The sequence below is a fragment of the Rhodococcus sp. WS3 genome (assembly GCF_003797085.1).
Taxonomy (GTDB): domain Bacteria; phylum Actinomycetota; class Actinomycetes; order Mycobacteriales; family Mycobacteriaceae; genus Rhodococcus_F; species Rhodococcus_F globerula.
In genome coordinates this window covers 848899-871126 of the sequence record NZ_RKMA01000002.1, presented here as the reverse complement: position 1 = coordinate 871126, position 22228 = coordinate 848899, and the positions used below count along the sequence as shown (strand labels likewise).

The 22228-nt window shown below is 62.8% G+C and carries 20 protein-coding genes; 13 read left to right on the top strand and 7 right to left on the bottom strand.

Annotated elements, in window-relative coordinates; genetic code table 11:
- Positions 1-60: 60 nt before the first annotated feature.
- The gene (gene gluA, locus EEB13_RS18110) at positions 61-789 is read right to left on the bottom strand and encodes a glutamate ABC transporter ATP-binding protein GluA (RefSeq protein ID WP_080711761.1); all 729 of its coding nucleotides are present in this window, start codon (positions 787-789) and stop codon (positions 61-63) included.
- Between the two features lie 285 nt (positions 790-1074).
- Here gluA and miaB point away from each other — a divergent pair, with 285 nt between their 5' ends.
- Positions 1075-2577, top strand: a complete 1503-nt coding sequence (gene miaB, locus EEB13_RS18105) for a tRNA (N6-isopentenyl adenosine(37)-C2)-methylthiotransferase MiaB (protein WP_219112761.1) — start codon at positions 1075-1077, stop codon at positions 2575-2577.
- Positions 2574-3167 (top strand): hypothetical protein, encoded by a 594-nt coding sequence (locus EEB13_RS18100; RefSeq protein ID WP_033234997.1) that lies wholly within the window; start codon positions 2574-2576, stop codon positions 3165-3167. Before miaB ends, EEB13_RS18100 begins: the two co-directional genes overlap by 4 nt.
- Positions 3168-3202: 35 nt before the next feature.
- On the opposite strand, the gene EEB13_RS18095 is transcribed toward EEB13_RS18100, so the two are convergent.
- The gene (locus tag EEB13_RS18095) at positions 3203-4603 is read right to left on the bottom strand and encodes a DUF349 domain-containing protein (RefSeq protein ID WP_141485965.1); all 1401 of its coding nucleotides are present in this window, start codon (positions 4601-4603) and stop codon (positions 3203-3205) included.
- A 139-nt stretch (positions 4604-4742) separates the two neighbouring features.
- Here EEB13_RS18095 and EEB13_RS18090 point away from each other — a divergent pair, with 139 nt between their 5' ends.
- The 6 genes from EEB13_RS18090 (at position 4743) to EEB13_RS18065 (ending at position 10706) form a co-directional block, all read left to right on the top strand.
- Complete coding sequence (locus EEB13_RS18090) at positions 4743-5474, top strand: class III extradiol dioxygenase subunit B-like domain-containing protein (protein WP_116103994.1); 732 nt, start codon at positions 4743-4745, stop codon at positions 5472-5474.
- Between the two features lie 5 nt (positions 5475-5479).
- Positions 5480-6412: a tRNA (adenosine(37)-N6)-dimethylallyltransferase MiaA gene (gene miaA / locus EEB13_RS18085; protein ID WP_141486198.1), complete on the top strand. Its 933-nt coding sequence runs from the start codon at positions 5480-5482 to the stop codon at positions 6410-6412.
- 50 nt (positions 6413-6462) lie between these two features.
- Positions 6463-7179, top strand: a complete 717-nt coding sequence (locus EEB13_RS18080; RefSeq protein ID WP_261984583.1) for a class F sortase — start codon at positions 6463-6465, stop codon at positions 7177-7179.
- 31 nt (positions 7180-7210) lie between these two features.
- Positions 7211-8080, top strand: a complete 870-nt coding sequence (gene dapF, locus EEB13_RS18075; protein ID WP_141485964.1) for a diaminopimelate epimerase — start codon at positions 7211-7213, stop codon at positions 8078-8080.
- 66 nt (positions 8081-8146) lie between these two features.
- The gene (hflX, locus tag EEB13_RS18070) at positions 8147-9682 is read left to right on the top strand and encodes a GTPase HflX (protein ID WP_092808422.1); all 1536 of its coding nucleotides are present in this window, start codon (positions 8147-8149) and stop codon (positions 9680-9682) included.
- 19 nt (positions 9683-9701) lie between these two features.
- Complete coding sequence (locus tag EEB13_RS18065) at positions 9702-10706, top strand: hypothetical protein (RefSeq protein ID WP_261984582.1); 1005 nt, start codon at positions 9702-9704, stop codon at positions 10704-10706.
- A 66-nt stretch (positions 10707-10772) separates the two neighbouring features.
- Here the strand turns inward: EEB13_RS18065 and EEB13_RS18060 are convergent, their stop codons facing one another.
- Genes EEB13_RS18060 through EEB13_RS18045 form a run of 4 tightly spaced genes read right to left on the bottom strand, consistent with a single transcriptional unit; the run spans position 10773 to position 14911 of the window.
- Positions 10773-11030 carry an HPr family phosphocarrier protein gene (locus EEB13_RS18060; RefSeq protein WP_033234824.1) on the bottom strand — a complete coding sequence of 86 codons (258 nt, stop codon included), beginning with the start codon at positions 11028-11030 and terminating at the stop codon, positions 10773-10775.
- 36 nt (positions 11031-11066) lie between these two features.
- The gene (locus EEB13_RS18055; RefSeq protein WP_095886070.1) at positions 11067-13139 is read right to left on the bottom strand and encodes a fructose-specific PTS transporter subunit EIIC; all 2073 of its coding nucleotides are present in this window, start codon (positions 13137-13139) and stop codon (positions 11067-11069) included.
- 18 nt (positions 13140-13157) lie between these two features.
- Positions 13158-14147 (bottom strand): 1-phosphofructokinase, encoded by a 990-nt coding sequence (gene pfkB, locus EEB13_RS18050; RefSeq protein WP_033234822.1) that lies wholly within the window; start codon positions 14145-14147, stop codon positions 13158-13160.
- Positions 14144-14911 carry a DeoR/GlpR family DNA-binding transcription regulator gene (locus EEB13_RS18045; protein WP_045067396.1) on the bottom strand — a complete coding sequence of 256 codons (768 nt, stop codon included), beginning with the start codon at positions 14909-14911 and terminating at the stop codon, positions 14144-14146. Before EEB13_RS18045 ends, pfkB begins: the two co-directional genes overlap by 4 nt.
- 205 nt (positions 14912-15116) lie before the next feature.
- On the opposite strand from EEB13_RS18045, the gene EEB13_RS18040 reads away from it, so the two are divergent.
- The 3 genes from EEB13_RS18040 to EEB13_RS18030 all read left to right on the top strand — a co-directional run bounded on the left by EEB13_RS18040 (position 15117) and on the right by EEB13_RS18030 (position 19411).
- Positions 15117-16790, top strand: a complete 1674-nt coding sequence (locus tag EEB13_RS18040; RefSeq protein ID WP_141485963.1) for a phosphoenolpyruvate--protein phosphotransferase — start codon at positions 15117-15119, stop codon at positions 16788-16790.
- Between the two features lie 45 nt (positions 16791-16835).
- Positions 16836-18134 carry a uracil-xanthine permease family protein gene (locus EEB13_RS18035; RefSeq protein WP_187328580.1) on the top strand — a complete coding sequence of 433 codons (1299 nt, stop codon included), beginning with the start codon at positions 16836-16838 and terminating at the stop codon, positions 18132-18134.
- A gap of 134 nt (positions 18135-18268) precedes the next feature.
- On the top strand, positions 18269-19411 hold the full coding sequence (locus EEB13_RS18030; RefSeq protein WP_033234819.1) for an acyl-CoA dehydrogenase family protein: 1143 nt from the start codon (positions 18269-18271) through the stop codon (positions 19409-19411).
- A gap of 66 nt (positions 19412-19477) precedes the next feature.
- Here the strand turns inward: EEB13_RS18030 and lexA are convergent, their stop codons facing one another.
- A complete protein-coding gene (gene lexA, locus EEB13_RS18025) occupies positions 19478-20203 on the bottom strand; it encodes a transcriptional repressor LexA (RefSeq protein ID WP_033234818.1) in 726 nt (241 codons plus the stop codon).
- Between the two features lie 425 nt (positions 20204-20628).
- On the opposite strand from lexA, the gene EEB13_RS18020 reads away from it, so the two are divergent.
- Together EEB13_RS18020 and nrdR are read left to right on the top strand one after the other, a co-directional pair.
- On the top strand, positions 20629-21252 hold the full coding sequence (locus EEB13_RS18020; RefSeq protein WP_051730546.1) for a LysM peptidoglycan-binding domain-containing protein: 624 nt from the start codon (positions 20629-20631) through the stop codon (positions 21250-21252).
- 225 nt (positions 21253-21477) lie between these two features.
- A complete protein-coding gene (nrdR, locus tag EEB13_RS18015; protein WP_033234817.1) occupies positions 21478-21963 on the top strand; it encodes a transcriptional regulator NrdR in 486 nt (161 codons plus the stop codon).
- The last annotated feature ends 265 nt before the right edge of the window (positions 21964-22228 follow it).

The following is a 22228-nucleotide window of genomic DNA, read 5'->3' as shown; positions in this document are numbered from 1 at the left end:
GTCGACATTCGAACTGTGCAGTCGAGACGGGTGTCTTGTGGACGTCGGTGCAGGACTTGATCAGTGCGTGAGGATCTTTCCGAGGAAGTCCTTGGCCCGATCCGACTTGGGGTGGGTGAAGAACTCTGTCGGGTTGGTGTCTTCGACGATCTGGCCGTCGGCCATGAACAGCACCCGATCGCCGGCCTTGCGGGCGAATCCCATCTCGTGGGTGACCACAAGCATGGTCATGCCTTCCTTGGCGAGGGAGGTCATGACGTCGAGGACCTCGTTGACCATCTCGGGGTCGAGAGCGGAGGTCGGCTCGTCGAACAGCATCACCTTCGGCTGCATCGCGAGCGCGCGAGCGATGGCGACACGCTGCTGCTGACCACCGGAAAGTTGTGCCGGGTACTTGTCGGCCTGATTGGCGATGCCGACCCGTTCGAGCAACTGCAGTGCCGTCTTCTTGGCGTCTTCCTTCTTCGCCTTGCGGACCTTCATCGGTGCGAGCATGACGTTCTCGAGAATCGTCTTGTGCGCGAACAGGTTGAAGGACTGAAAGACCATGCCGACGTCGGCGCGAAGTGCGGCAAGGGCTTTGCCCTCCTCGGGGAGGGTTTTGCCGTCGACGGCGATGGTGCCTGAATCGATGGGTTCGAGCCGGTTGATGGTTCGGCACAGTGTCGACTTACCGGAGCCCGACGGACCGAGGACGATCACTACTTGGCCCTTGGGTACCTCGAGATTGACCTCTTGCAGGACGTGAAGTTCCCCGAAGTGTTTGTTCACCGAGGTCATCGAAATCATGGATGTGGAATCGCCGGAGGTAGTCGGCGTCGTCGCATCGTCGGCTTGGGTCATAACCGAGAACCTTAGGCGTAGTTTCCGTCTGTGCCCCGCATTTCGTCAGGGTTCCGCGTAACGGTAGTGAAAATTTTACGCCGTTGACGTTTATGTGGCGCTTTGTCGGTTTACCTGGGCGTTATTACACGCCGTAGTGGACGTGAGCTAGGCTGAAGCGTGTCACTGATCGACGAAAAGACCTCTACCGCGCCTGCGGCGACCACCGCTGAACCCTCGGCAACCACCGCAGTGCCCCCTGCCCGCACGTATGAAGTGCGGACTCACGGATGCCAGATGAACGTCCACGATTCCGAACGTCTGTCGGGACTTCTCGAAGATGCGGGTTATCGCAAGGTGGAGTCCGGTGTCGATCCCGATCTGGTGGTCTTCAACACCTGTGCCGTCCGCGAGAATGCCGACAACAAACTGTACGGAACACTCGGTATGTTGGCGCAGAACAAAAAGGCCAAGCCCGACATGCAGATTGCTGTCGGTGGATGCCTTGCGCAGAAGGATCGCGAGACCGTCGTCAAGCGGGCGCCGATTGTCGACGTGGTCTTCGGAACGCACAATATCGGTTCGCTGCCCGCGCTGCTCGACCGTGCGCGTCACAATCAACGGGCCGAGGTCGAGATCCTCGACGCGCTGGAGGCATTTCCGTCGACGCTGCCCGCGAAGCGTGAATCTGCCTATGCCGGTTGGGTTTCCATCTCGGTTGGCTGCAACAACACCTGTACCTTCTGTATCGTCCCGGCGCTGCGCGGCAAGGAAGTAGATCGTCGTCCGGGCGACATCCTGGCCGAGGTGCAGGCCCTCGTGAACGAAGGCGTGTCCGAGGTGACTCTGCTCGGTCAGAACGTCAACGCCTACGGCGTGTCGTTTGCCGACCCCGAGCAACCGCGTGATCGCGGGGCTTTTGCGTCCCTGCTGAAGGCCTGCGGAAACATCGAGGGACTCGAGCGCGTCCGATTCACGTCACCGCACCCCGCCGAATTCACCGACGACGTCATCGACGCTATGGCCACCACTGCCAATGTGTGCCCGCAGTTGCACATGCCGTTGCAGTCCGGGTCCGACAAGGTCCTCAAGGCGATGAAGCGTTCCTACCGCAAGTCGAAGTACCTCGGAATCATCGAGAAGGTGCGTGCCGCGATGCCGCACGCCGCGATCACCACCGACATCATCGTGGGCTTCCCCGGCGAAACCGAAGAGGATTTCCAGGAAACCCTCGATGTCGTACGCAAGGCGCGGTTCTCGAATGCGTACACGTTCCAGTACTCCATCCGCCCGGGCACGCCTGCGGCAGAGATGGAAGACCAGATCCCCAAGGACGTGGTCCAGGAACGCTACGTGAGGCTTCTGGCGGTGCAGGAAGAAGTCAACATCGAAGAGAACCGCAAACTCGTGGGCACCGAAGTGGAGCTCCTTGTTGCGGCAGGTGAGGGCCGTAAGAATGCGGCGACGCACCGAATGAGCGGTCGCGCACGCGATGGGCGTTTGGTGCATTTCCGGCCCGAAGGCAACGTGAACACCTCGATTCGCCCCGGCGACGTCGTGACGGTGGTCATCACGCACGGCGCGCCGCACCACCTCGTTGCGGACGACGGAGTGCTCACCCATCGGCGCACGCGCGCCGGAGATTCTTTCGACCAGGGCATCACGCCCAAGACCGCACCGATCGGTGTCGGTCTCGGACTGCCGAAGATCGGTGCCCCAGCCCCACAACCCGTTCAGATGGGATGCAATTCATGAGTTCAGCACACGACAACAGAACGTCGCCTTCCGGTGACGATGCCTCGTTCGAGGAATACCGTTCCGATCTCGACGCCGTCGAGCGGAAGATTGCCGGCGAAATCGATCCGGGTGTTCGAGCGATGGTTGTTGCGATTGCCGTTCTGGTGCTCGTCGGAACGCTTGCGCTTCCGCACGCCGGGGCAGCCAACGGCTGGGACGTCTTGGCGTTCAACCAGGACGCGGTTTCCGAGCGAATCGCACTGTTCTCGCGACTGTATGTCTGGTTTGTTGTGATCTTCGGCATCGGATTCTCGATGCTCGCCTTGGTCACGCGTCGTTGGTCGGTGGCGTGGATCGCGCTGGCCGGTAGTGCCGTCGCAAGTGCGCTCGGCATGATGGCAATTTGGTCGCGTCAGACAATTCCCGAAGCGTTCCACGTAGCCGGACCGTCGATCGGACTTGTCATCGGCTGGTTCACCGTCATATTCCTGACGTTCCACTGGCTCAAGGTCGTCTGGGCGCGCACGACAATCCAGTTGGCTGCCGAGGAACAGCGCCGGATCGCTGCTGCGGAAGCTGAGAAGAATCAGGAGTGGAACGCCGGCTGACCCCGCATAACGGGGCCGGCCGACGGTAAATCCGCTCAGTCGTTAACTGCGCCTTCGGCTGCGTCTGCCCACTCTTGCCACTGCTTGGCCTGAGCGCGCGCCTTCTCCGCATCCTTGGTCTTGCCGGCAGCTTCAGCCTTGGCGGCCTGCTCCTCGAACTGCGTGACCCGTTCCTTGAACTGGGCTACGCGGGCGAGGGCCTCCGGGTCGGTACGACGCCACTGTGCGTCGACGGCGTCACGGACCTTGCTCTCGAGAGCGCGAAGCCGTGCCTCGAGGTCCTGCATGCGATCACGCGGGACCTTGCCGATGGCGTCCCACTTTTCCTGCAGGTCACGCAGTGACGCGCGGGCACTGTCGAGGCCGTGCTCGGGATCGATGTTGGCGTGCGAGGCCAACAGCGCTTCCTTGGCTTGTGCGTTCTCCTCGAACTCTGCGTCACGTTCCGCGGCCGCGGCATTACGCGCTGCAAAGAAGACGTCCTGCGCGGTCTTGAACCGGTCCCACAGAGTGTCGTCAGCCTCGCGAGGGGCGCGGCCTGCGGCTTTCCACTCGGTCAGAAGATCGCGGAACTGCCCCGCTGTCGGTCCCCATTCGGTGGACGTCGACAGCTTTTCGGCGCGCTCGACCAATTCTTCCTTGGTGGAGCGGGCGCTGGCCCGGTCGCGGTCCAATTCAGCGAAGTGGGCGCCGCGTCGTCGATTGAAGGATTCGCGGGCCTTGGAGTATCTCTTCCACAGGGCGTCGTCGACCTTACGATCGATACCCCGGATGGTCTTCCATTCGTCGAGAATTTCGCGGAGACGATCGCCCGCGGTCTTCCACTGGGTGGATTGTGTACCGATCTGCTCAGCCTCGGCGGCAAGGGCTTCCTTGCGTGCAGTATTGGTTGCCCGCGACTGCTCCTTCTCCTCCTTGGCGTGAGCTGCGGCTTCGTCCGATCCGGCAACAATGTGATCGAGGCGTGTGGCAAGAGCGTCGAGATCGCCGATCACGGCTGCCGTGGGAAGCGTTTCCAAGAGCGCAACGGCTGCGGCCTTGGTTTTCTTCGCATCACCGGCACCCGAGGTCAGTCGCGCCTCGAGCAGAGTGACCTCGGTAGCGAGGTCGTCGTAGCGGCGACCGAAGTGCGCCAGCCCCTCGGCGGCGTCACCGGCCTGCCAGGATCCGATCTGGCGTTCTCCGTCGGCAGTCTTCACCCAGGCGGTGCCGTCTTCCTCGACGCGGCCGAACTTGCTCGGGTCGCTTGCCGGGGTAGTCGGTACTGCCGGCCGACTGGCAGCCGGTCCTGGCCGTGGCGCGCCTGGTCGCGGTCCACCTGGTTTCGGAGCGCCCGGTTTGGGCGTCGACGCGCTCGGCTTGGCAGCACCGGGGGTTGGTGTGCCGGGTGCCGAGCTGGTCTCTGTTCCGGTGGTGGGTTCGCTGTTCTCGGTCATCGGTCCTCGTCTCTGCCGCGCGTCACGGCTGCCTGATCGCATTCCTGGTTCCATTGAACCCGGTACTCACGTTCTACGACTATTGAATCAGGTAACAGGGTGTCAGGTTGTCACCTCGGGTTGGACTAGCGTGGCATCTGTGTTCACAGCTGCCGCACTGGTCCCGTCACCCCCACTTCTTGTTCCCCAATTGTCGGGCGACTCGGCTCCGGCCGGCGAGGTCAGGGCGGCTGTGCTCCAGGTAGTTCAGGAACTGGCCGCCACGGCGATGCGATGGATCGCCGTGGGCGCCGACACCGAGAAAGTCCTGGAAACGGCTGGAACAGCAGGCGTGGGACGGGGAGAAGTCGGGACCTTTGCCGGCTTCGGAGCTGACGTTCGCACCCGACTCGACGGCGATGCCCGCGGGCCGGTCAATCCGGAGCTGCCGTTGGCTGCTCTGATCGCGGGCTGGCTCCGCGAGCAGGCCGGGCCGGACGTGTCCGTCGATGTACACCTGATTTCAACTAACGCGTCGGTGGACGAATGCCGCACACTCGGCGCGCGGCTGCGTGAACTCCTGGACGCCGGAGACGAGCCGGTCGGCCTGCTGGTCCTCGCTGATGGAGCGTCGACCTTGACCCCCAAGGCGCCGGGCAGCTTCGACGAGCGAGCCGCGCCAGTTCAGGCAGTGATCGACGCTGCGCTCGAGCAGGGTGATCGGGCGGCGCTTCTGGACCTGGATCCTGCGCTGTGCGACGAGATAGGTGCGTCGGGCCGGGCCGCGTGGCAGGTCTTGGCGTCGGTCTTCACCGAGCAACCCGACGCGGTGGTGCACTACAGCAGTGCACCGCTTGGCGTCGGCTATCACGTCGGGATGTGGCGCCGGTGAGCAAAATCGGGGATTCCAAAACTGGGGATTGTCGACCCATTGCCGTGGTCGGTCCGACGGCTGCGGGCAAGTCCGATCTTGCGCTCGATCTGGCGCAGGAGTTCGGCGGCGAGATCATCAACATCGACGCGATGCAGCTCTATCGCGGCATGGATATCGGAACTGCAAAACTTCCACCCGGTGAACGTCGGGGGATTCCGCATCACCTGCTCGACGTGCTCGATGTCACCGAGACGGCCACTGTGGCGCGGTACCAACACGACGCCATGACAATCGCGGAGCGGCTGATGGCGGAGGGCAAAGTACCCGTCATCGTCGGTGGTTCCATGATGTACGTGCAGTCACTTCTCGACGAGTGGGCCTTCCCGGCTACGGACCCTGTTGTGCGTGCGCGGTGGGAGTCTGTTCTTGCCGACGAGGGGATTGCGGCGGTGCATGCCGCGCTGGTGGCGGCGGATCCCACCGCGGCTGCGTCGATCCTTCCGACCGACGGTCGCCGCATGGTGCGGGCGCTGGAGGTGGTGGAGTTGACCGGTCAGCCCTTCGCGGCATCAGCTCCGCAGATCGGTGAACCTCGTTGGGGCACAAGGATATTAGGTGTCGATCGGGAGACGGAACGGTTGGATGCGCGTATTCGACTGCGTACGGAGTTGATGTTCGACACCGGATTGGTCGGTGAAGTCGAGGCGTTGATCGAGCAGGGTCTTCGCGACGGCGTGACCGCCCCGCGAGCGATCGGCTATGCACAGGTGCTGGCGCATCTCGACGGTGAGTACAACCTCGCTGAGGCGCTCGAACGTACCTTCATCGGGACTCGACGATACGTTCGGCGTCAGCGGTCGTGGTTCCGTCGCGATCCGCGAGTGCACTGGCTCGACGGCGGCGCTGACGATTTGCTGGACGCCGCGCGCGCAGCTGTAGAGGGGGAAATTCGCTAGTTGCACGGCCCGATGTGTAACGAATCCCTGAATTCAGCTATCTTACAGTTATGGATATCGGTCGTGGTGACCGGCTGACGAAGGGTGAAGAGAACATGGTGCAGACGGCGGCGCACGCTCGAACGCCCCGCAGGCGCAAGACAACTCTGCCCCTGGTTCTTCTCCTCGTCGTGTTTCTCGCGACGGGTGGCATCCTTGTCTACCTGGCTGTCAGTGCCGCGGGAAAACCGATCAGCGCACCATTGCCCGATGCTCCGTTCGAGGTCGGAACAGCGCCGGACCCCGGCATGGTCTGGGCTGCGGCACCAACCGATCTGCCTCCGAACACACTCGCGATCCCGGACCTCGACGTGCGGGCCGACATCGTGACCAGTGGTCTGGGCGCCAATCGCGGCATGATCCTTCCGCACCCCGACAAGGTCTCGCACTTCCTCAACGACGTACATTTCGGTGAGCCGGACGGCACCAATCTTGTTGCCGGGCACGTCGACGACGGCGACCGCACCCACGGCGCGCTCTGGCCGTTGCACCAGATCAAACCGGGAACGCCGATCTACGCCACCGACGACGCGGGCACCATGTACACGTACACCGCGGCGAGTCTGAAGCTCTACGAGAAGGTGGCGTTGCCGGCCGAGTTCTTCGAGGACACGGGTGCACCGAGGCTGGTTCTGGTTACCTGCGGCGGCCCGACGGTTCCTGATCCGTCGATGCCCTCCGGATTCACTTATGAGCACAACCTGGTGGTCACGGCCTCACCGGCGTAAGGGTCCGGTAGGTCCGGATAGGATGGCGCCCATGGATTTCAGCAAGGGCCACGGCACTCAGAACGACTTTGTCGTGCTTCCCGATCTCGATGTCGCGATCGATCTCGAGCCGGCGCGCGTCGCCGCGCTCTGTGACCGTCGTCAGGGATTGGGCGCCGACGGGATTCTGCGTGTCGCGCGGGCCGGTGCACTCGCCGATGCCGGTGTCCTGACCGAGATTCCGACGGGAATTGCCGACGACGACTGGTTCATGGACTACCGCAACGGCGACGGCTCGATCGCCGAGATGTGTGGCAACGGTGTTCGGGTGTTCGCGCATTACCTGACTGCGTCCGGCCTCGAGAACCGTCGCGAGTTCGTGGTCGGCAGCCGGGCCGGAGCGAGGCCGGTGGTAGTTCACGCCACAGGCGCCACCGCGGGTGATGTGACCGTAGGCATGGGAACCGTCACCGAGCTGGGGACCAGCAGCGCCAGCATCGAGGGCAGGGCCTTCACCGGGCTGGGAATCGACGTCGGCAATCCGCACCTGGCCTGCGTCGAGAAAGATCTGCACGCCGAGCAGTTGGCGGCCCTCGATCTGTCTATCGCACCGGCATTCGATCCGGCGTTCTTCCCGCATGGCGTGAACGTTGAATTCGTGACGCCACTCGAAGACGGCGGCGTCAGCATGCGGGTGTACGAGCGCGGTGTCGGCGAGACTCGCTCGTGTGGCACCGGAACTGTTGCCGCAGCCGCTGCGGCGCTGCGCCACGACGGTCGCAGCGACGGCACCGTCACCGTCAAGGTTCTCGGCGGCGCGGTTCAGGTTGCGATCGACAAGGGTGTTGCCGAGCTTCGCGGACCGTCGGTTCTGCTCGCAGCCGGATCGATCAGCGATGACTGGTGGCGATCACTTGCGTGAGCTGCGTATGCCGTGCGCGAAAAGCGGATGCGCCGCTGTGAGGTTTCGTGGGAACATGGATCTTGTATGACGAAATCACATGACAATCAAGAATCCACTGCAGACGAGTCTGCAGAATCGTTTGCTGCCGACTCAGGTGCCGACTCTTCACCGGCAGGCGAGCAGGCCGAGTACACAGCCGACGAGTCCGACTACGCAGCGTCCTCCGGTTCGGGAAACCCGTCGGTTGGCGAGATGCAACTTTCCGAGCGTGGTGCATTGCGCCGCGTTGCGGGACTGTCCACCGAGTTGGAAGACGTCACCGAGGTCGAGTACCGCCAGTTGCGCCTCGAGCGTGTTGTCCTGGTCGGTGTCTGGACCCAGGGAACTGCTGAGCAGGCAGAGTCCAGCATGGCCGAGTTGGCTGCACTGGCGGACACGGCCGGATCAGAGGTTCTGGACAGCTTGGTACAGCGCCGCGACAAACCCGATACGGCTACGTACATCGGTTCCGGCAAGGCCCAGGAACTACGTGAAATCGTGCTCTCGACCGGCGCCGACACGGTCGTCTGCGACGGTGAATTGACACCTGCGCAGCTCACCGCGCTGGAGAAGATCGTCAAGGTCAAGGTCATCGACCGCACCGCCCTGATTCTCGATATCTTTGCTCAGCACGCCACGTCCCGCGAAGGTAAAGCTCAGGTCGCTTTCGCTCAGATGGAGTACATGCTTCCTCGCCTGCGTGGTTGGGGCGAGTCGATGTCGCGCCAGGCTGGTGGCCGTGCCGGCAGCAACGGCGGTGTGGGCCTGCGTGGTCCCGGTGAGACCAAGATCGAAACCGACCGTCGACGCATTCGTGAGCGCATGGCAAAACTGCGGCGCGAGATCAAGGCCATGAAGGCGGCCCGCGACACCAAGCGGACGCGTCGACTGCGCAGTGACATCCCCGCTGTTGCCATCGTCGGCTACACCAACGCCGGTAAGTCGAGCTTGCTCAATTCGCTCACCGGGGCAGGCGTACTGGTGGAAAACGCACTGTTCGCCACCCTGGATCCGACTACTCGTCGGGCGTCGCTCGAAGACGGCCGCGAGTACGTACTGACCGACACCGTCGGTTTTGTTCGGCACCTTCCTACCCAGTTGATCGAGGCATTCCGCTCGACCCTCGAAGAGGTTGCCGACGCGAATTTGCTGATGCACGTCGTGGACGGTTCCGATGCGTTGCCCACCGAACAGATCAAAGCTGTTCGGGAAGTGATCACGGACGTTCTGCGCGAGACCAATTCGCCTGCGCCGCCTGAGTTGATCGTGGTGAACAAGATCGACGCCGCAGATCCGGTGACGCTCACGCAATTGCGTGCGTTGCTTCCCGGCGCTGTGTTCGTCTCCGCCAAGACGGGCGAGGGAATTGCGGAATTGCGGGCCCACCTGGCCGAGGTTCTGGTGCGCCCCGACGTGGAAGTCGACGTACTGGTTCCGTACCACCGCGGCGATCTGATGGCCAAGATCCATTCCGACGGAACAATTCTGGAGTCGGCTCACGAGGAATCGGGAACCCGGGTTCACGCGCGCGTTCCACAGATGTTGGCGTCGGCTCTGGTCGAGTACGCACCGAGTGCGTAGTTGGTCGAGTACGCACCGAGTGCGTAGTTCTTACTTCGCAACTGCCGCTGCTACCGGCGCACTGGTAGTCCTGCTGTCCGGAAGTGCTGGAGCGCAATCGAATACACCCGCCCCGGAGACGGGTGTATTCGAGCCACTCTGCACACCGACCGATCCCGGACTCGAGGAACTCTCCGGCATGGTGGCCGTCGGCAACCGGATCTACGGGGTCGGCGACAGTGGAAACGACGAAGTTGTCCTGGAACTGGACACCGATTGTGTTGTGCGAAACTGGATTCCCGTGCCGATCGACCCGTACGACATCGAGGATCTCGCGTGGTACGACGGATCGCTGATTCTCGCGGACATCGGCGACAACCTCAGGACCCGCGAGACCGTCGCGTTCATCACGCTCGACCCCGCGTCGGGTAGCGCGTCGTTGCATCGCGCGACCTACCCAGACGGACCGCACGACGCCGAAGCAGTGCTGGTCGATCGAAGTGGCCGCGTATTCGTCGTCACGAAGGAACTTTTCGGAACGAGCAGTATCTACACACCAGCACAGGGCCAGAGTATTTCCGCGCTGGCCGAACCCGGGCCGACACCGCTGACGCGAGTCGGAACACTCAGCACAGGGGACGGGACTGCCGCTTCGATGTTCACCGGCGGCGCGGTGTCCGCAGACGGTTCGGTGGTGGCCCTGCGGAATTATTCGGATGTCTATCTCTACCGGGTCGGCGAGAAGGGGATCGGCGCCGCACTCACCGAGGGGCGGCCGCTACGCATCCCGACGCCGTATCAACCTCAAGGTGAGTCCGTCACCTTCACGGAAGCCGGCGATCTGGTGATCGGTTCCGAGTCGAAGGGTGAAGCGCTTCCGCCTCTGTACGTCTTGCGCGGCGCAGTCGAGATGGCACTCGCGTCGCAAAACGGAGAGTCAGCGGGCGAAGAGTCGAGCAACGCAGCGGTGTGGGGCATTGCCGGCGGTGTTGTTGTGATCGCCATCGGTGGTGGTCTGCTCGTCCGCTTCCGAAGGCGCAGATAGAAACACAGCAGATAGAAACACCAAAGCCGGACACTCATACGAGCGTCCGGCTCTGGTGACGGATATTCAGGCGTCGAGGTCGGCAGCAACCAACTCGGCAACCTTCTCGAGGGCGTCGATGTCGTCGGATTCGATGGTGACTTCGGCACCCTTGGCGGCGCCGAGCGTCATGATCATCAGCGCCGAGCCTGCGTCCACGGGTTCTTCGCCGGCAACGGCGAGAGTCACGGTGGCTCCGGAGGCGCCCACCGCTTCGGCGATGAGGGCAGCGGGGCGCGCGTGGAGGCCAACTGCGGAACCTACGGCAACTGTCTTACTTGGCATGAGAACTCCTCAGGGTGGTGGTGGGTGTGATGTCGATCATGCCGCAGCGGGCACGATTTCGGGGTCCAACTCGGCGTCTGTCGGGCCACTGCGGATGAACTGTTTTGCGCCGATGACCGCCAGCGCAGCTACGACGGTTCCGGCGGCGAGAGAAACCAGGAACCAGCCGATTCCGCCGACTGCGAAGAATACGAAGATTCCGCCGTGCGGAGCGCTCAGTGTGACGTCGAATGCCATGATCAGACCGCCGGTGATGGCGCCGCCGGCCATCATCGAGGGAATGACACGCAACGGGTCGGCAGCGGCAAAGGGGATGGCGCCTTCGGAGATGAAGGCAGCGCCGAGCAACCAGGCAGCTTTTCCGTTTTCACGTTCTGCTTCACTGAACAACTGGGGGCGCAGGACGGTGGATGCAAGTGCCATCGCGAGCGGCGGGACCATGCCGGCCGCCATGACGGCGGCCATGATGCGCAGCGATGCGGGGTCGTCGACGTTCAGACCGGCTACGGCGAAGGCGTAAGCAGCTTTGTTGACCGGTCCGCCCAGGTCGAAGCACATCATCAGGCCGAGGATGATGCCGAGGAAGATGGCGGAGCTACCCGAGAGTCCGTTGAGCCAGTCGGTGAGTCCGGTGGTGATCGCGGCCAAGGGGCGACCGAGGACCAGGAACATCAGTGCGCCGACGATCATGGTGGCGAACAGCGGAATGATCACGACGGGCATCAATCCGCGGAGCCACTGCGGTACGGAGATCCGGCCGATGTACAGCGCGACCACACCGGCGATCAGACCGCCGACGAGGCCGCCGATGAATCCGGCACCGACAAAGACGGCTACCGCGCCGGCCGTGAAACCGGGGGCGATACCTGGCCTGTCGGCGATGGCAAAGGCTATGTAACCCGCGAGCGCCGGCACGAGGAAGCTGAAGGCCAGCGAACCGATCTGGAAGAGTACGGCGCCGAGGTAGGTGGCGAGGCCGCCGTCAGGCAGGTTTGTCAGTGAGTTGTTGAGAACGATGTCCCCGGCGGGACCGGAGATTTCGTAACCGCCGAGGAGGAAGCCGAGTGCGATGAGCAACCCACCGGCGGCGACAAACGGAATCATGTAGCTGACACCGGTCAGAAGGACCTGCCGCAGGTGCGTGCCGAACCCGACGTCGCCGGTCTCGCCGTCATCCGCGCCGGCAGCGACAGTCCCGTCCACCGTTGCCGCTGAGGGATTGTCAGCGGCGCGGAGTGCTTCGGCCAGCATCTTGTCCGGTTCGTTGATCGCCCGTTTCACTCCGGACGCCACGACGGGTTTACCGGCGAACCGCTCGCGGCCCTTCACCCCGACATCGGTGGCAAAGATGACGGCCGCGGCACTTGCGATCAGCGACGGAGAGAGCGGTGTGCTGCCGCTCGAACCCTGTGTTTCCACGTGGACCGTGACACCGGCGCGTTCACCGGCGGCAACAAGCGAGTCAGCGGCCATGTACGTGTGGGCGATTCCGGTGGGGCAGGCCGTGACGGCAACGACGTGACGCTCGGCAGCGGCAGGCGGGGCCGGTTCCGGCGGCGTCGGCTCGGCTGAGTGTTTCGCTGTGGAAACAGCGGCAGCTGCCGGCTCTGGAGTAGACGGCTTTGCCGGTGCCGGATTGAGCACCTCGTCGACCAACCGCACGATCTCATCCGGCGTCGGGGCTTCCCGAAGGGATGTGACAAATGCGGGTCGCACCAGGGCGCGAGCCAGCGACGACAGGAGCTTCATGTGTTCTGCGCCGGCGCCCTCGGGGGCGGCGATCAGGAACACCAGGTCGGCAGGACCGTCCGGGGCTCCGAAGTCGACCTTCGGATCGAGGCGCGCAAACCCCAGCGACGCCGACGTCACGGCCTCGGCGCGGCAATGCGGGATCGCGATTCCGCCGGGTAGGCCGGTGGCGGACTGCGCTTCGCGGGCCAGGGCGGCGTCGACCAGACCGTCGGCGTTGTCGGCGCGTCCCGCCGCGGTCAGTCGCGCGGCCAGCGCACGGATGACGTCCTCTTTCGAGGCGCCGAGGTTGGTGTCGAGTGAGATCAGTTCTGGGCTGATGATCGGGGAGCCGGAACTGCGTGCGGTGGGTTCGGACATGTCGATTTCCTTACGGCGTCAGGCGAGTTCGGTGGGCAGGGCGGGTGCGGATGTGGCAGACGAGATCGTGACGCCTGCAAGATCGACTTGATCTGGAGTCGGGAGGGTAGTGCCGGGGAGGGAGGCGGCAGCGCTTCCGTAGGCGACAGCGTGGCGAAGGCATTCCCCTGGATCAGCCCCGGCGGTCGCGGCGAGGATGTATCCGGCAAGCGAGGAATCGCCCGCGCCGACGGTACTGACCGCGACGATCGGGGGAGCGGTGGCAATCCAGGTGCCTTCGGCGGTGACCAATACGGCTCCCGCTGCTCCGAGAGTTGCGAGCACCGCGCCGACACCGCGTTCGACCAGAAGAGTGGCCGCAGCGATCGCCGGCCCCGGATCGCCTTCTTGTGCAGCATTTTCCAGGGCATTGCCGTCGACGCCGGTGAGTTGCGCCAACTCCTCGCCGTTGGGCTTGAGGAGATCCGGCGCCGTGAGCGGAAAGTTCTCGGCAAGAGCGGACAGTGGCGCGTCGGAGGTGTCGACCGCGACCTTGCAGGGGTGATCGCGCAGTGCCGCAACAAGTTCGCCGTACCAGCCGGGATCGACGCCAGGTGGAATGGAACCGGACAGCACAATCCAGCTGGCTACATCTGCTCGTGAAACGAGTTCGCGTGCCAGGTTGTCGAGTGTTGTGCCGGAGAGGGCCGCGCCAGGTTCGTTGATCTTTGTTGTGGTTCCGTCCGGTTCGGCGACGGTGATGTTGGTGCGAGCGAGGCCCTCGGTTGCGACGCCGAGGTGGGGGATTGCGCCATCTGCAAGTGTGCTGAGAAGCGGGTCGCCCGGGTTTCCGGGAAGAATCGCGAGAACCTCGAGTTTCGCCGCGCTCAGGACGCGTGCCACGTTCACCCCCTTGCCGCCCGGATCGCTGCGCGTGGAGTGGGCTCGCAGGACTGAGCCACGCTGGAGTGGTTGCTCCAGTTGCACCGTTCGGTCGATGCTCGGGTTGGCTGTCAGGGTGACGATCATGCGATGACTACCTCGATTCCCTGGTCGTGGAACTCGGACGTGTCGGTCGGGGTGATGTCCTCGTCGGTGATGAGGACGTCAATGCTGCTCAACGGCGCGAAGCTGATGAGATGCTCGCGGCCCACCTTGCTTGAATCTGCCAGTACCACTACGTGATTGGCGGCCTTGACCATTGCTCGTTTGACTGCTGCCTCCTCGCTGTCCGGGGTGGACAGTCCGTGTCCGAGGCTGATGGCATTTGTGCCGATGAAGGCGACATCGACACGCAAGGTGCCGAGCAGTCGTAGTGCGTCCTCGCCGACCGCTGCTTGGGTGACTCCGCGAACCCGGCCGCCGACGAGGATGAGCGATACCGAGTTCATCGACGCGAGTCGCGCTCCGATCGGAACGGAATTGGTGATCGCAGTGAAGTCGAGATCGGTCGGAATTTCGGTAATCATCCGACCGGTGGTGGTGCCGGCGTCGAAGAGTGCGCTACCGCCGTTCGGCGGCAGGTACGACAGCGCGCAACGGGCGATGCGGTCTTTCTGTTCTGCGCGGGTTTGATCACGTTCGGCCATGCCGGGTTCGGTGACGTGCAGTGAAGCGGTGGGTACTGCGCCGCCGTGGACGCGTCGTACCTGCCCGATTCGTTCGAGGAAGGCCAGATCGCGTCTGACGGTTTCGGTGGTGACGCCGAAGGTCTCGGACAGTGCCGCCACGGACATGCGTCCTCGCTGCGACACCATCGTGCCTATCGCTTGTTGGCGTTCTTCCGCGTACACAGTCTCTCCGTTGCTGGTGCCGGTCGTGATTCGCGGGTGCGGTGCGAGTCACAGTCAATGTTGCTTTATGTTGTTTTACGCCCGAGTGTGTTGACATGTCAAGAGTTGCGAGTAATCTTCGTCACAACAAAGCTGAACAGGAAGTCGGCGCGGCGTGGGACCTACGGTTGGTGGCCAGTCGGGCAAATCGTTTCTAGGAGGACCGATGACCGAACAGATCGATATCGCGAGTGTGCATGGAACACCGGTTGTTCCCGGAGTCGCTTACGGCCCGGCAATCTGGCCTTCCCGGCGCCCCGAGTTGATCGCAGAAGCCCCACCGCTGGACGAGTCGGTTCGGGCAGCCGCCCAGGACGATTTCATCGCCGCGGCCAAGACAGTCGAAGGTCGACTGCTTGCCCGAGCGGCCTCTGCCACTGGCGCTGCCGCAGAGGTGCTGACGGCAAATGCGGCTATGGCAGCTGACCGGGGCTGGATCGGGATAGCGAAGAAATCCATCGCTGCCGGGGTGCCTCCGGTTCAGGCCACCATCGCAGCGACCGAACAGTTCGTGACGATGTTCACGAAACTCGGCGGGGTGATGGCAGAGCGTGTGACGGACCTCAAGGATATTCGCGATCGGGTGATCGCCGAGCTGTCCGGACTGCCGGAACCCGGAATTCCCGCGCCCGAGACGCCGTCCGTTCTGTGCGCCGACGATCTTGCGCCGGCTGACACGGCTGGTCTCGACGCGACCAAGATCATCGGGCTCGTCACGGTTCTTGGTGGTCCCACCAGCCACACCGCGATCATCGCGCGCCAACTGGGGATTCCGTGCATCGTGGCAGTCAAGGACCTAGAGACGGTGCAAGCCGGTACTCCCGTACTGATCGACGGGACCACCGGTGAGGTGATCAGCAACCCCGATGCAGACAAGGCAAAGGCACAGGTCGAGCAGTCCAGACTCGAGCGTGAACGGGTCAGCACCTGGGTGGGCCCAGGGCGCACAGCCGACGGTCGGCCCGTCGACGTACTGGCCAATGTCCAGGACGGTGCGGGTGCCCGGGCGGCAGCGCTCACCGCTGCCGACGGTATCGGACTGTTTCGGACCGAACTGTGTTTCCTCGGACGTGAGACGGAGCCGACGGTCGACGAGCAGGCGGCAATCTACACCGAAGTTCTGGAAGCGTTTGCGGGCAAGAAGATCATCGTCCGCACCCTCGATGCCGGGTCGGACAAGCCATTGAAGTTCGCCAATCATCAGGAGGAGGCGAATCCCGCTCTCGGTGTTCGAGGCGTCCGAATTGCCTGGCAGGACATGGGAATTCTCGATCGGCAACTCGACGCGATCGCCGCTGCAGCAGCTCGTACGGGCTCGTCGCCGTGGGTCATGGCGCCGATGATCGCGACCCCGGCGGAAGCCAAGCGCTTTGCCGAGGCCGTCCGAGTCCGTGGCCTCGTTCCCGGCGTCATGGTCGAGGTCCCGGCTGCGGCTTTGCTCGCTGATCAGATCCTCGAGCACGTCGAGTTTCTCTCCATCGGCACCAACGACTTGGCTCAGTACACGATGGCCGCCGATCGGATGTCGTCCGAACTCGCGGAGCTCACCGATCCGTGGCAACCGGCGGTGCTCGCATTGGTTGCTCGTACCGCGCAGGCCGGTCAGGCAGTCGGCAAGCGCGTCGGTGTGTGCGGAGAGGCGGCGGCGGACCCGTTGTTGGCGTGCGTTCTTGCCGGACTCGGTGTCTCGTCACTCTCGTGTGCTGCCGCGTCCGTTGCGGGCGTCGGCGCCAAGGTCGGTTCCGTCACCATGGAGCAGTGTGTCGCTGCGGCTGCCGCAGTACTTGCCACTGGCGATCCGGCGTCGGCACGAAAGGCTGCTGCACTCGCCCTGAGTTGAACCGAATGAGGTCGCAGTACCAGTACTGACCTAGTATTTCGGGCTGTGACTAAACGAGAAACGACGACCGGGGTCAGCGGAATCGGTTGGACTGTCCACGGTGACGGTAAACGAATTGCCGACGGCGCCGTGGTGCGCCCGGACGAACGGCTCAGTTGGCCCCGAACCGTCGGCATCGGGATGCAGCATGTCATCGCGATGTTCGGTGCGACACTGCTCGTGCCGACGATTACCGGCTTTCCGGTCACGACCACTTTGCTGTTCTCGGGTATCGGTACCGCGCTGTTCTTGATCATCACCAAGGGACGGATTCCGAGTTACCTCGGTTCGTCGTTTGCGTTCATCGCGCCGCTGACCGCGTCGGCTGGGTCCGGCCCGGCCGCGCAGCTCGGTGCGGTCATGGCGGTCGGTATCGTGCTGATGCTCATCGGTGTAGCCGTGCGCGTGATCGGCGGACGGGTGATCGACGCGGTCATGCCCCCTGTGGTGACCGGTGCTGTCGTGGCGTTGATCGGTCTGAACCTGGCGCCGACCGCAGCCGCGTCGTATCAGTCGCAGCCCCTGATCGCGACTGTGACGTTGTTCTCGATTCTTCTGGTCACCGTGGTCGGACCGGGCTTGCTCGGCCGGCTCGGAATCCTGGTCGGCGTCGTGATCGGCTGGGTTTTTGCCGCAATCTACGGTGGCCTCGACAGCGAGCGTGTTACTGCACTGCGCGAGGCCGACTGGTTCGGTGTCCCGAGCCTGCACGGCCCGTCGTTCGACTGGTCTGTCATCGTATTGGCGCTGCCTGTCGTGATCGTTCTGGTGGCCGAGAACGTCGGACACGTCAAGGCTGTGTCGGCGATGACCGGAAAGTCGTTGGACGACCTCGCCGGAAACGCACTCTTTGCCGACGGCCTCGCAACTACGTTGGCCGGCGCGGGCGGAGGATCGGGTACTACGACGTATGCCGAGAACATCGGCGTGATGGCGGCTACCCGCGTCTACTCGACTGCGGCGTACTGGGTCGCGGCGGCCACGGCGGTCGTCCTGGCTTTCTCGCCCAAGTTCGGCGCGCTGGTGTTCACGGTTCCCAACGGCGTCATCGGTGGCGCGACCATGGTGCTGTACGGCCTCATCGGCATTCTCGGTGTTCGGATCTGGATGGAAGCGAAGGTCGATTTCACCGATCCGGTGAATCTCACCGTGGCCGCTGCCGCACTGGTCGCCGGTATCGGCAACCTGACACTCACCATCGGCTCGGTGGAACTCGGCGGCATCGCCTGGGGCTCGATCGGCATCCTCGTCGCCTACCCGGTCATGCGCTATCTAGCTAAATTCCGTACTTCGAGTAACAGGTAACCGGTACAGTCACGAATCGTGATCGTTCGAGTCATCGACGCGTGCTCGCAGGAGTTCTACCGTCAGAACGACAGTCAGGTGGGACGAGTGGACATCCGTTCGCCCCGTGATGCATCGAAGCAGTAGGAGCTGGCGTGGAACGTACCCTGTTCGAACCGGAGCATGACCTTTTCCGGGAGTCCTTCCAGAAGTTCTTGGCACAGCATGTTGCACCCTTCCACGATCAGTGGGAGGAGCAGAACATCGTCGATCGTGGCGTGTGGGTCGAAGCCGGAAAGCAGGGCTTTCTGGGAATGGCCGTTCCCGAGGAATTCGGTGGCGGCGGTGTAAAGGACTTCCGCTACAACGCGATCATCACCGAGGAAGCCACCAAGGGTGGGTACAGCGGGCTCGGCTTCACCCTTCACAACGACGTTGTGGCGCCGTACCTACTCGATCTGTGCAACGACGAACAGAAGCAGCGCTGGCTACCGGGATTTGCATCGGGCGAGCTGATCTCCGCGATCGCGATGACCGAACCCGGCACTGGCAGTGACCTGCAGGGCATCAAGACCAAGGCAGTTCGCGACGGTGACCACTGGATCCTCAACGGGTCCAAGACGTTTATCACCAACGGCATCAACGCCGATCTCGTCATCGTGGTGGCATGTACCGATCCAGACAAGGGCGCACAAGGCTTCAGCCTCTTTGTGGTCGAGCGCGACATGCCGGGCTTCGATCGCGGACGCAACCTCGACAAGATCGGCATGAAGGCACAGGACACCGCCGAACTCAGCTTCACCGACGTTCGGGTGCCCGCTGCCAACTTGCTCGGTGAAGAGGGAATGGGCTTCCTCTACCTGATGAAGAACCTTCCGCAAGAACGTCTTTCCATCGCAGTGGTAGCTGCCGCGGCCATGGAATCCGTTCTCGAGAAGACCATCCAGTACTGCCGAGACCGCAAGGCATTCGGCAAGTCGATCGGCAGCTTCCAGAACACCCGATTCGTGCTGGCCGAATTGGCGACGGAGACCACCGCCGTCCGTGTTCTCGTCGACAAGTTCATCGAGCAGCTCAACGCCGAGAAACTGACGGTTCAGGAAGCCGCAATGGCCAAGTGGTGGACCACCGAGGCCCAGGTCAAGCTGATCGACCGTTGCCTGCAGCTTCACGGCGGCTACGGATACATGAAGGAATACCCGGTTGCCAAGGCGTACATGGATTCCCGCGTGCAGACCATTTACGGCGGCACGACTGAGATCATGAAGGAAATCATCGGACGGTCCCTGAACCTCTGATCGAAGCAGCGACAACTATGGCCCCGGCATCAGCCGGGGCCATAGTTGGTTTTTGATCTGTACGCGTCAGATCTTGCGCATCACGGTGACTACCTTGCCGAGAATGACGGCGTTGTTACCGGAGATGGGTTCGAACAGGGGATTGTGCGGCATCAGCCACACGTCCTTCTTGACCCGCTTGAATGTCTTGACCGTCGCCTCGCCGTCGATCATCGCAGCAACGATGTCGCCGTTCTCGGCGACATTCTGCTGACGCACGACTACCCAGTCACCGTCGCAGATCGCAGCTTCGACCATGGATTCACCGACAACCTTGAGCATGAACAGCGATCCCTGCCCGACCAATTCGCGGGGGAGCGGGAACACGTCTTCGACGGCTTCTTCCGCAAGAATCGGCCCGCCGGCAGCGATGCGACCGAGGACCGGCACAAATGCAGGCTCAGGAAGCGGATCGCCCGCGGCGCTACGAATCTCCGACGCATGCCTCGTCACCGAAGCGATAGCGGTGTCGGCGGCAACCTCGTCCAGTCCTCGGACATCCACCGCTCGAGGGCGATTGGGGTCGCGGCGAATGAAGCCCTTGCGCTCGAGTGTGCGGAGTTGATGCGCGACCGACGACGTCGACGTCAGTCCCACCGCATCGCCGATCTCCCGGATGCTGGGCGGGTATCCACGCTCGCTCACCGAATCCCGGATCACTTCGAGAACGCGGCGCTGCCGCTGGGTGAGAGCTTCGGCTGACGTCGCGGCAACGCCTGCCGTTGCGGCACTTGTGGAGCGATCGTCCTTCATGGCGTTGAGCCTTCCGTGTTTGCGGTGATTGCGGTGATTGCGGTGATTGCGTGTCTGCGGTGATTGCGGTGATTGCGTGTCTGCGGTGATTGCTTGTGGACGAGCGGTGGATATCAGGATTATCGGCGGTGCTGTGACTTATTCGGTCGAACTTTGTTGTCTCGGTCGAGCTTTGTTGTCGGTGGTGCGTGGTTCTCTGTGCGTACACGTCGCCCCGGGAGTCCCAGTTCGGAATTCCCATTGTGTGACCTGACACGAATCTAGTCGCAATTGCTCGCGGTTTCAAACATCTGTTCGACCTGTGTCGCTCGAATAGAAGACTTTGTCAGTCAGACGTGGTAGAAATTCGAACATGCGTTCCATCGAACGCAGGTTCGAACCGCTAACGAGTTCGAATGAGCCGGTGTAGATCCGCGGAGGTCAAGATGGGCAACGCAGCACTGAAGTACGACGCAGCTTTCGAGTACGACCCAGCTTCTGATCAGGCACTTCCGGATCCTCGGGTGGCGCCCAAGTATCACGCGTCGTTCTACGATGCCGCGCCATACGACGAGGCCGTCGGGGCGATGGCTTACCGCGTCCGCCGCGAGACGCCGGAATTCCGCGGACGTCGTGACTCCGTTCGTGAGCCGGTTGGTGATCGCCGATTCGATCGAGATTCGGATTCTTCACGGCCACATAGCGGGAACTTCGAACACCGCAATCGAGTGGGAGTGTCGCGGGCGCCTCATATTGTCCATGTCGATCGTGTCGGTTCCGACGGGGTTGGTTGGCGGAGCATGGCCACGGGAGTGCTGTTGACGGCCGTCGCGGTGCTCGGTTTGGTAGGGCTCGCGGCTGTGTCCACAAGTGGTGCTTCGGATCCGGTCGGTGCTACCTCCGTTGTGCGCGTCGCAGCGGGTGAATCGTTGAGCGACATCGCAGCCGATATTGCTCCCGGTCAATCGGTGGGGGTCGTCATCGAGCGGATCATGGATCTCAATGCAATGAATGATTCCAGGCTGAAGGTAGGCCAGACGCTGATTGTTCCTGCCGCGCAGGGGCGTTGACGTAAGCGCAGTGCAAGTCGAGGTCTCGGAGTGCGCGGGTGATCGGCACTCGGTGGCCGGAGAAGGACCGAGCATGCGTTCGGGTGGTGTCGAACGAGTAAGCTGTGAGCTTGACAGTCACACCACCTCGGGTGGTCGCGCATCTGCTCTGTGGATCCTCCGAAGATTTGCAGTTGGTGGGAATCTTCAATTGCGGCCATTCCTGGCAACGAAGAAGGAACCGCGATGCATTGCCCGTTCTGCCGGCACCCTGACTCCCGAGTGGTCGACTCGCGTGAGGCGGATGAAGGTCAGGCAATTCGCCGTCGTCGTTCGTGTCCCGAATGTGGTCGTCGCTTCACGACTGTCGAGACAGCGGTGCTGTCAGTTGTCAAGCGCAGTGGTGTCACCGAGCCTTTCAGTCGCGAGAAAGTCGTGAAGGGTGTGCGCCGCGCGTGCCAGGGTCGTCATGTCGACAACGATTCGTTGAATTTATTGGCTCAGCAGGTCGAGGATGCCGTGCGTGCTTCCGGTTCGGCCGAGATTCCGAGCAACGAAGTGGGATTGGCGATCTTGGACCCCTTACGCAACCTCGACGAGGTGGCATATCTCCGGTTTGCGTCGGTCTACAAATCCTTCAGCTCCGCAGAAGATTTCGAGCGAGAAATTACCGATATGCGTCATCGCGTGGATGCCAAGGCGTCCGGTGAAGAAGCTGTCGCCGTCGACTGAGTCACGTCGAGGGATCGTCCTTAGATAACGCTCCGAGAACAAATAGGGCTTTTGTCCCTATTTTTCGGCGACAGACGCCTACGCTCGACGAGTACGTTCAGCGGTCCGAGTCGGAATCGCAGCATTCGGGCCGAAAGTCCGCATCTGTCGTTACGGAGGCGTTATGCCCTTGAACGGAATTCTCGCAGTAGTCAACAGCCTGGTCACGTTAGGTCTGGCCAACACTGTCGCAACAATTGGTGGCTCGGTCGCCAATGTGAACATT

Excerpts from the sequence above, each read along its gene's own strand:
- gluA (WP_080711761.1), bottom strand. The coding sequence starts at position 789 with ATGATTTCGATGACCTCGGTGAACAAACACTTCGGGGAACTTCACGTC.
- EEB13_RS18100 (WP_033234997.1), top strand. The coding sequence starts at position 2,574 with ATGAGTTCAGCACACGACAACAGAACGTCGCCTTCCGGTGACGATGCC.
- EEB13_RS18095 (WP_141485965.1), bottom strand. The coding sequence starts at position 4,603 with ATGACCGAGAACAGCGAACCCACCACCGGAACAGAGACCAGCTCGGCA.
- EEB13_RS18080 (WP_261984583.1), top strand. The coding sequence starts at position 6,463 with ATGGATATCGGTCGTGGTGACCGGCTGACGAAGGGTGAAGAGAACATG.
- dapF (WP_141485964.1), top strand. The coding sequence starts at position 7,211 with ATGGATTTCAGCAAGGGCCACGGCACTCAGAACGACTTTGTCGTGCTT.
- hflX (WP_092808422.1), top strand. The coding sequence starts at position 8,147 with ATGACGAAATCACATGACAATCAAGAATCCACTGCAGACGAGTCTGCA.
- EEB13_RS18060 (WP_033234824.1), bottom strand. The coding sequence starts at position 11,030 with ATGCCAAGTAAGACAGTTGCCGTAGGTTCCGCAGTTGGCCTCCACGCG.
- EEB13_RS18055 (WP_095886070.1), bottom strand. The coding sequence starts at position 13,139 with ATGTCCGAACCCACCGCACGCAGTTCCGGCTCCCCGATCATCAGCCCA.
- pfkB (WP_033234822.1), bottom strand. The coding sequence starts at position 14,147 with ATGATCGTCACCCTGACAGCCAACCCGAGCATCGACCGAACGGTGCAA.
- EEB13_RS18040 (WP_141485963.1), top strand. The coding sequence starts at position 15,117 with ATGACCGAACAGATCGATATCGCGAGTGTGCATGGAACACCGGTTGTT.
- lexA (WP_033234818.1), bottom strand. The coding sequence starts at position 20,203 with ATGAAGGACGATCGCTCCACAAGTGCCGCAACGGCAGGCGTTGCCGCG.
- EEB13_RS18020 (WP_051730546.1), top strand. The coding sequence starts at position 20,629 with ATGGGCAACGCAGCACTGAAGTACGACGCAGCTTTCGAGTACGACCCA.
- nrdR (WP_033234817.1), top strand. The coding sequence starts at position 21,478 with ATGCATTGCCCGTTCTGCCGGCACCCTGACTCCCGAGTGGTCGACTCG.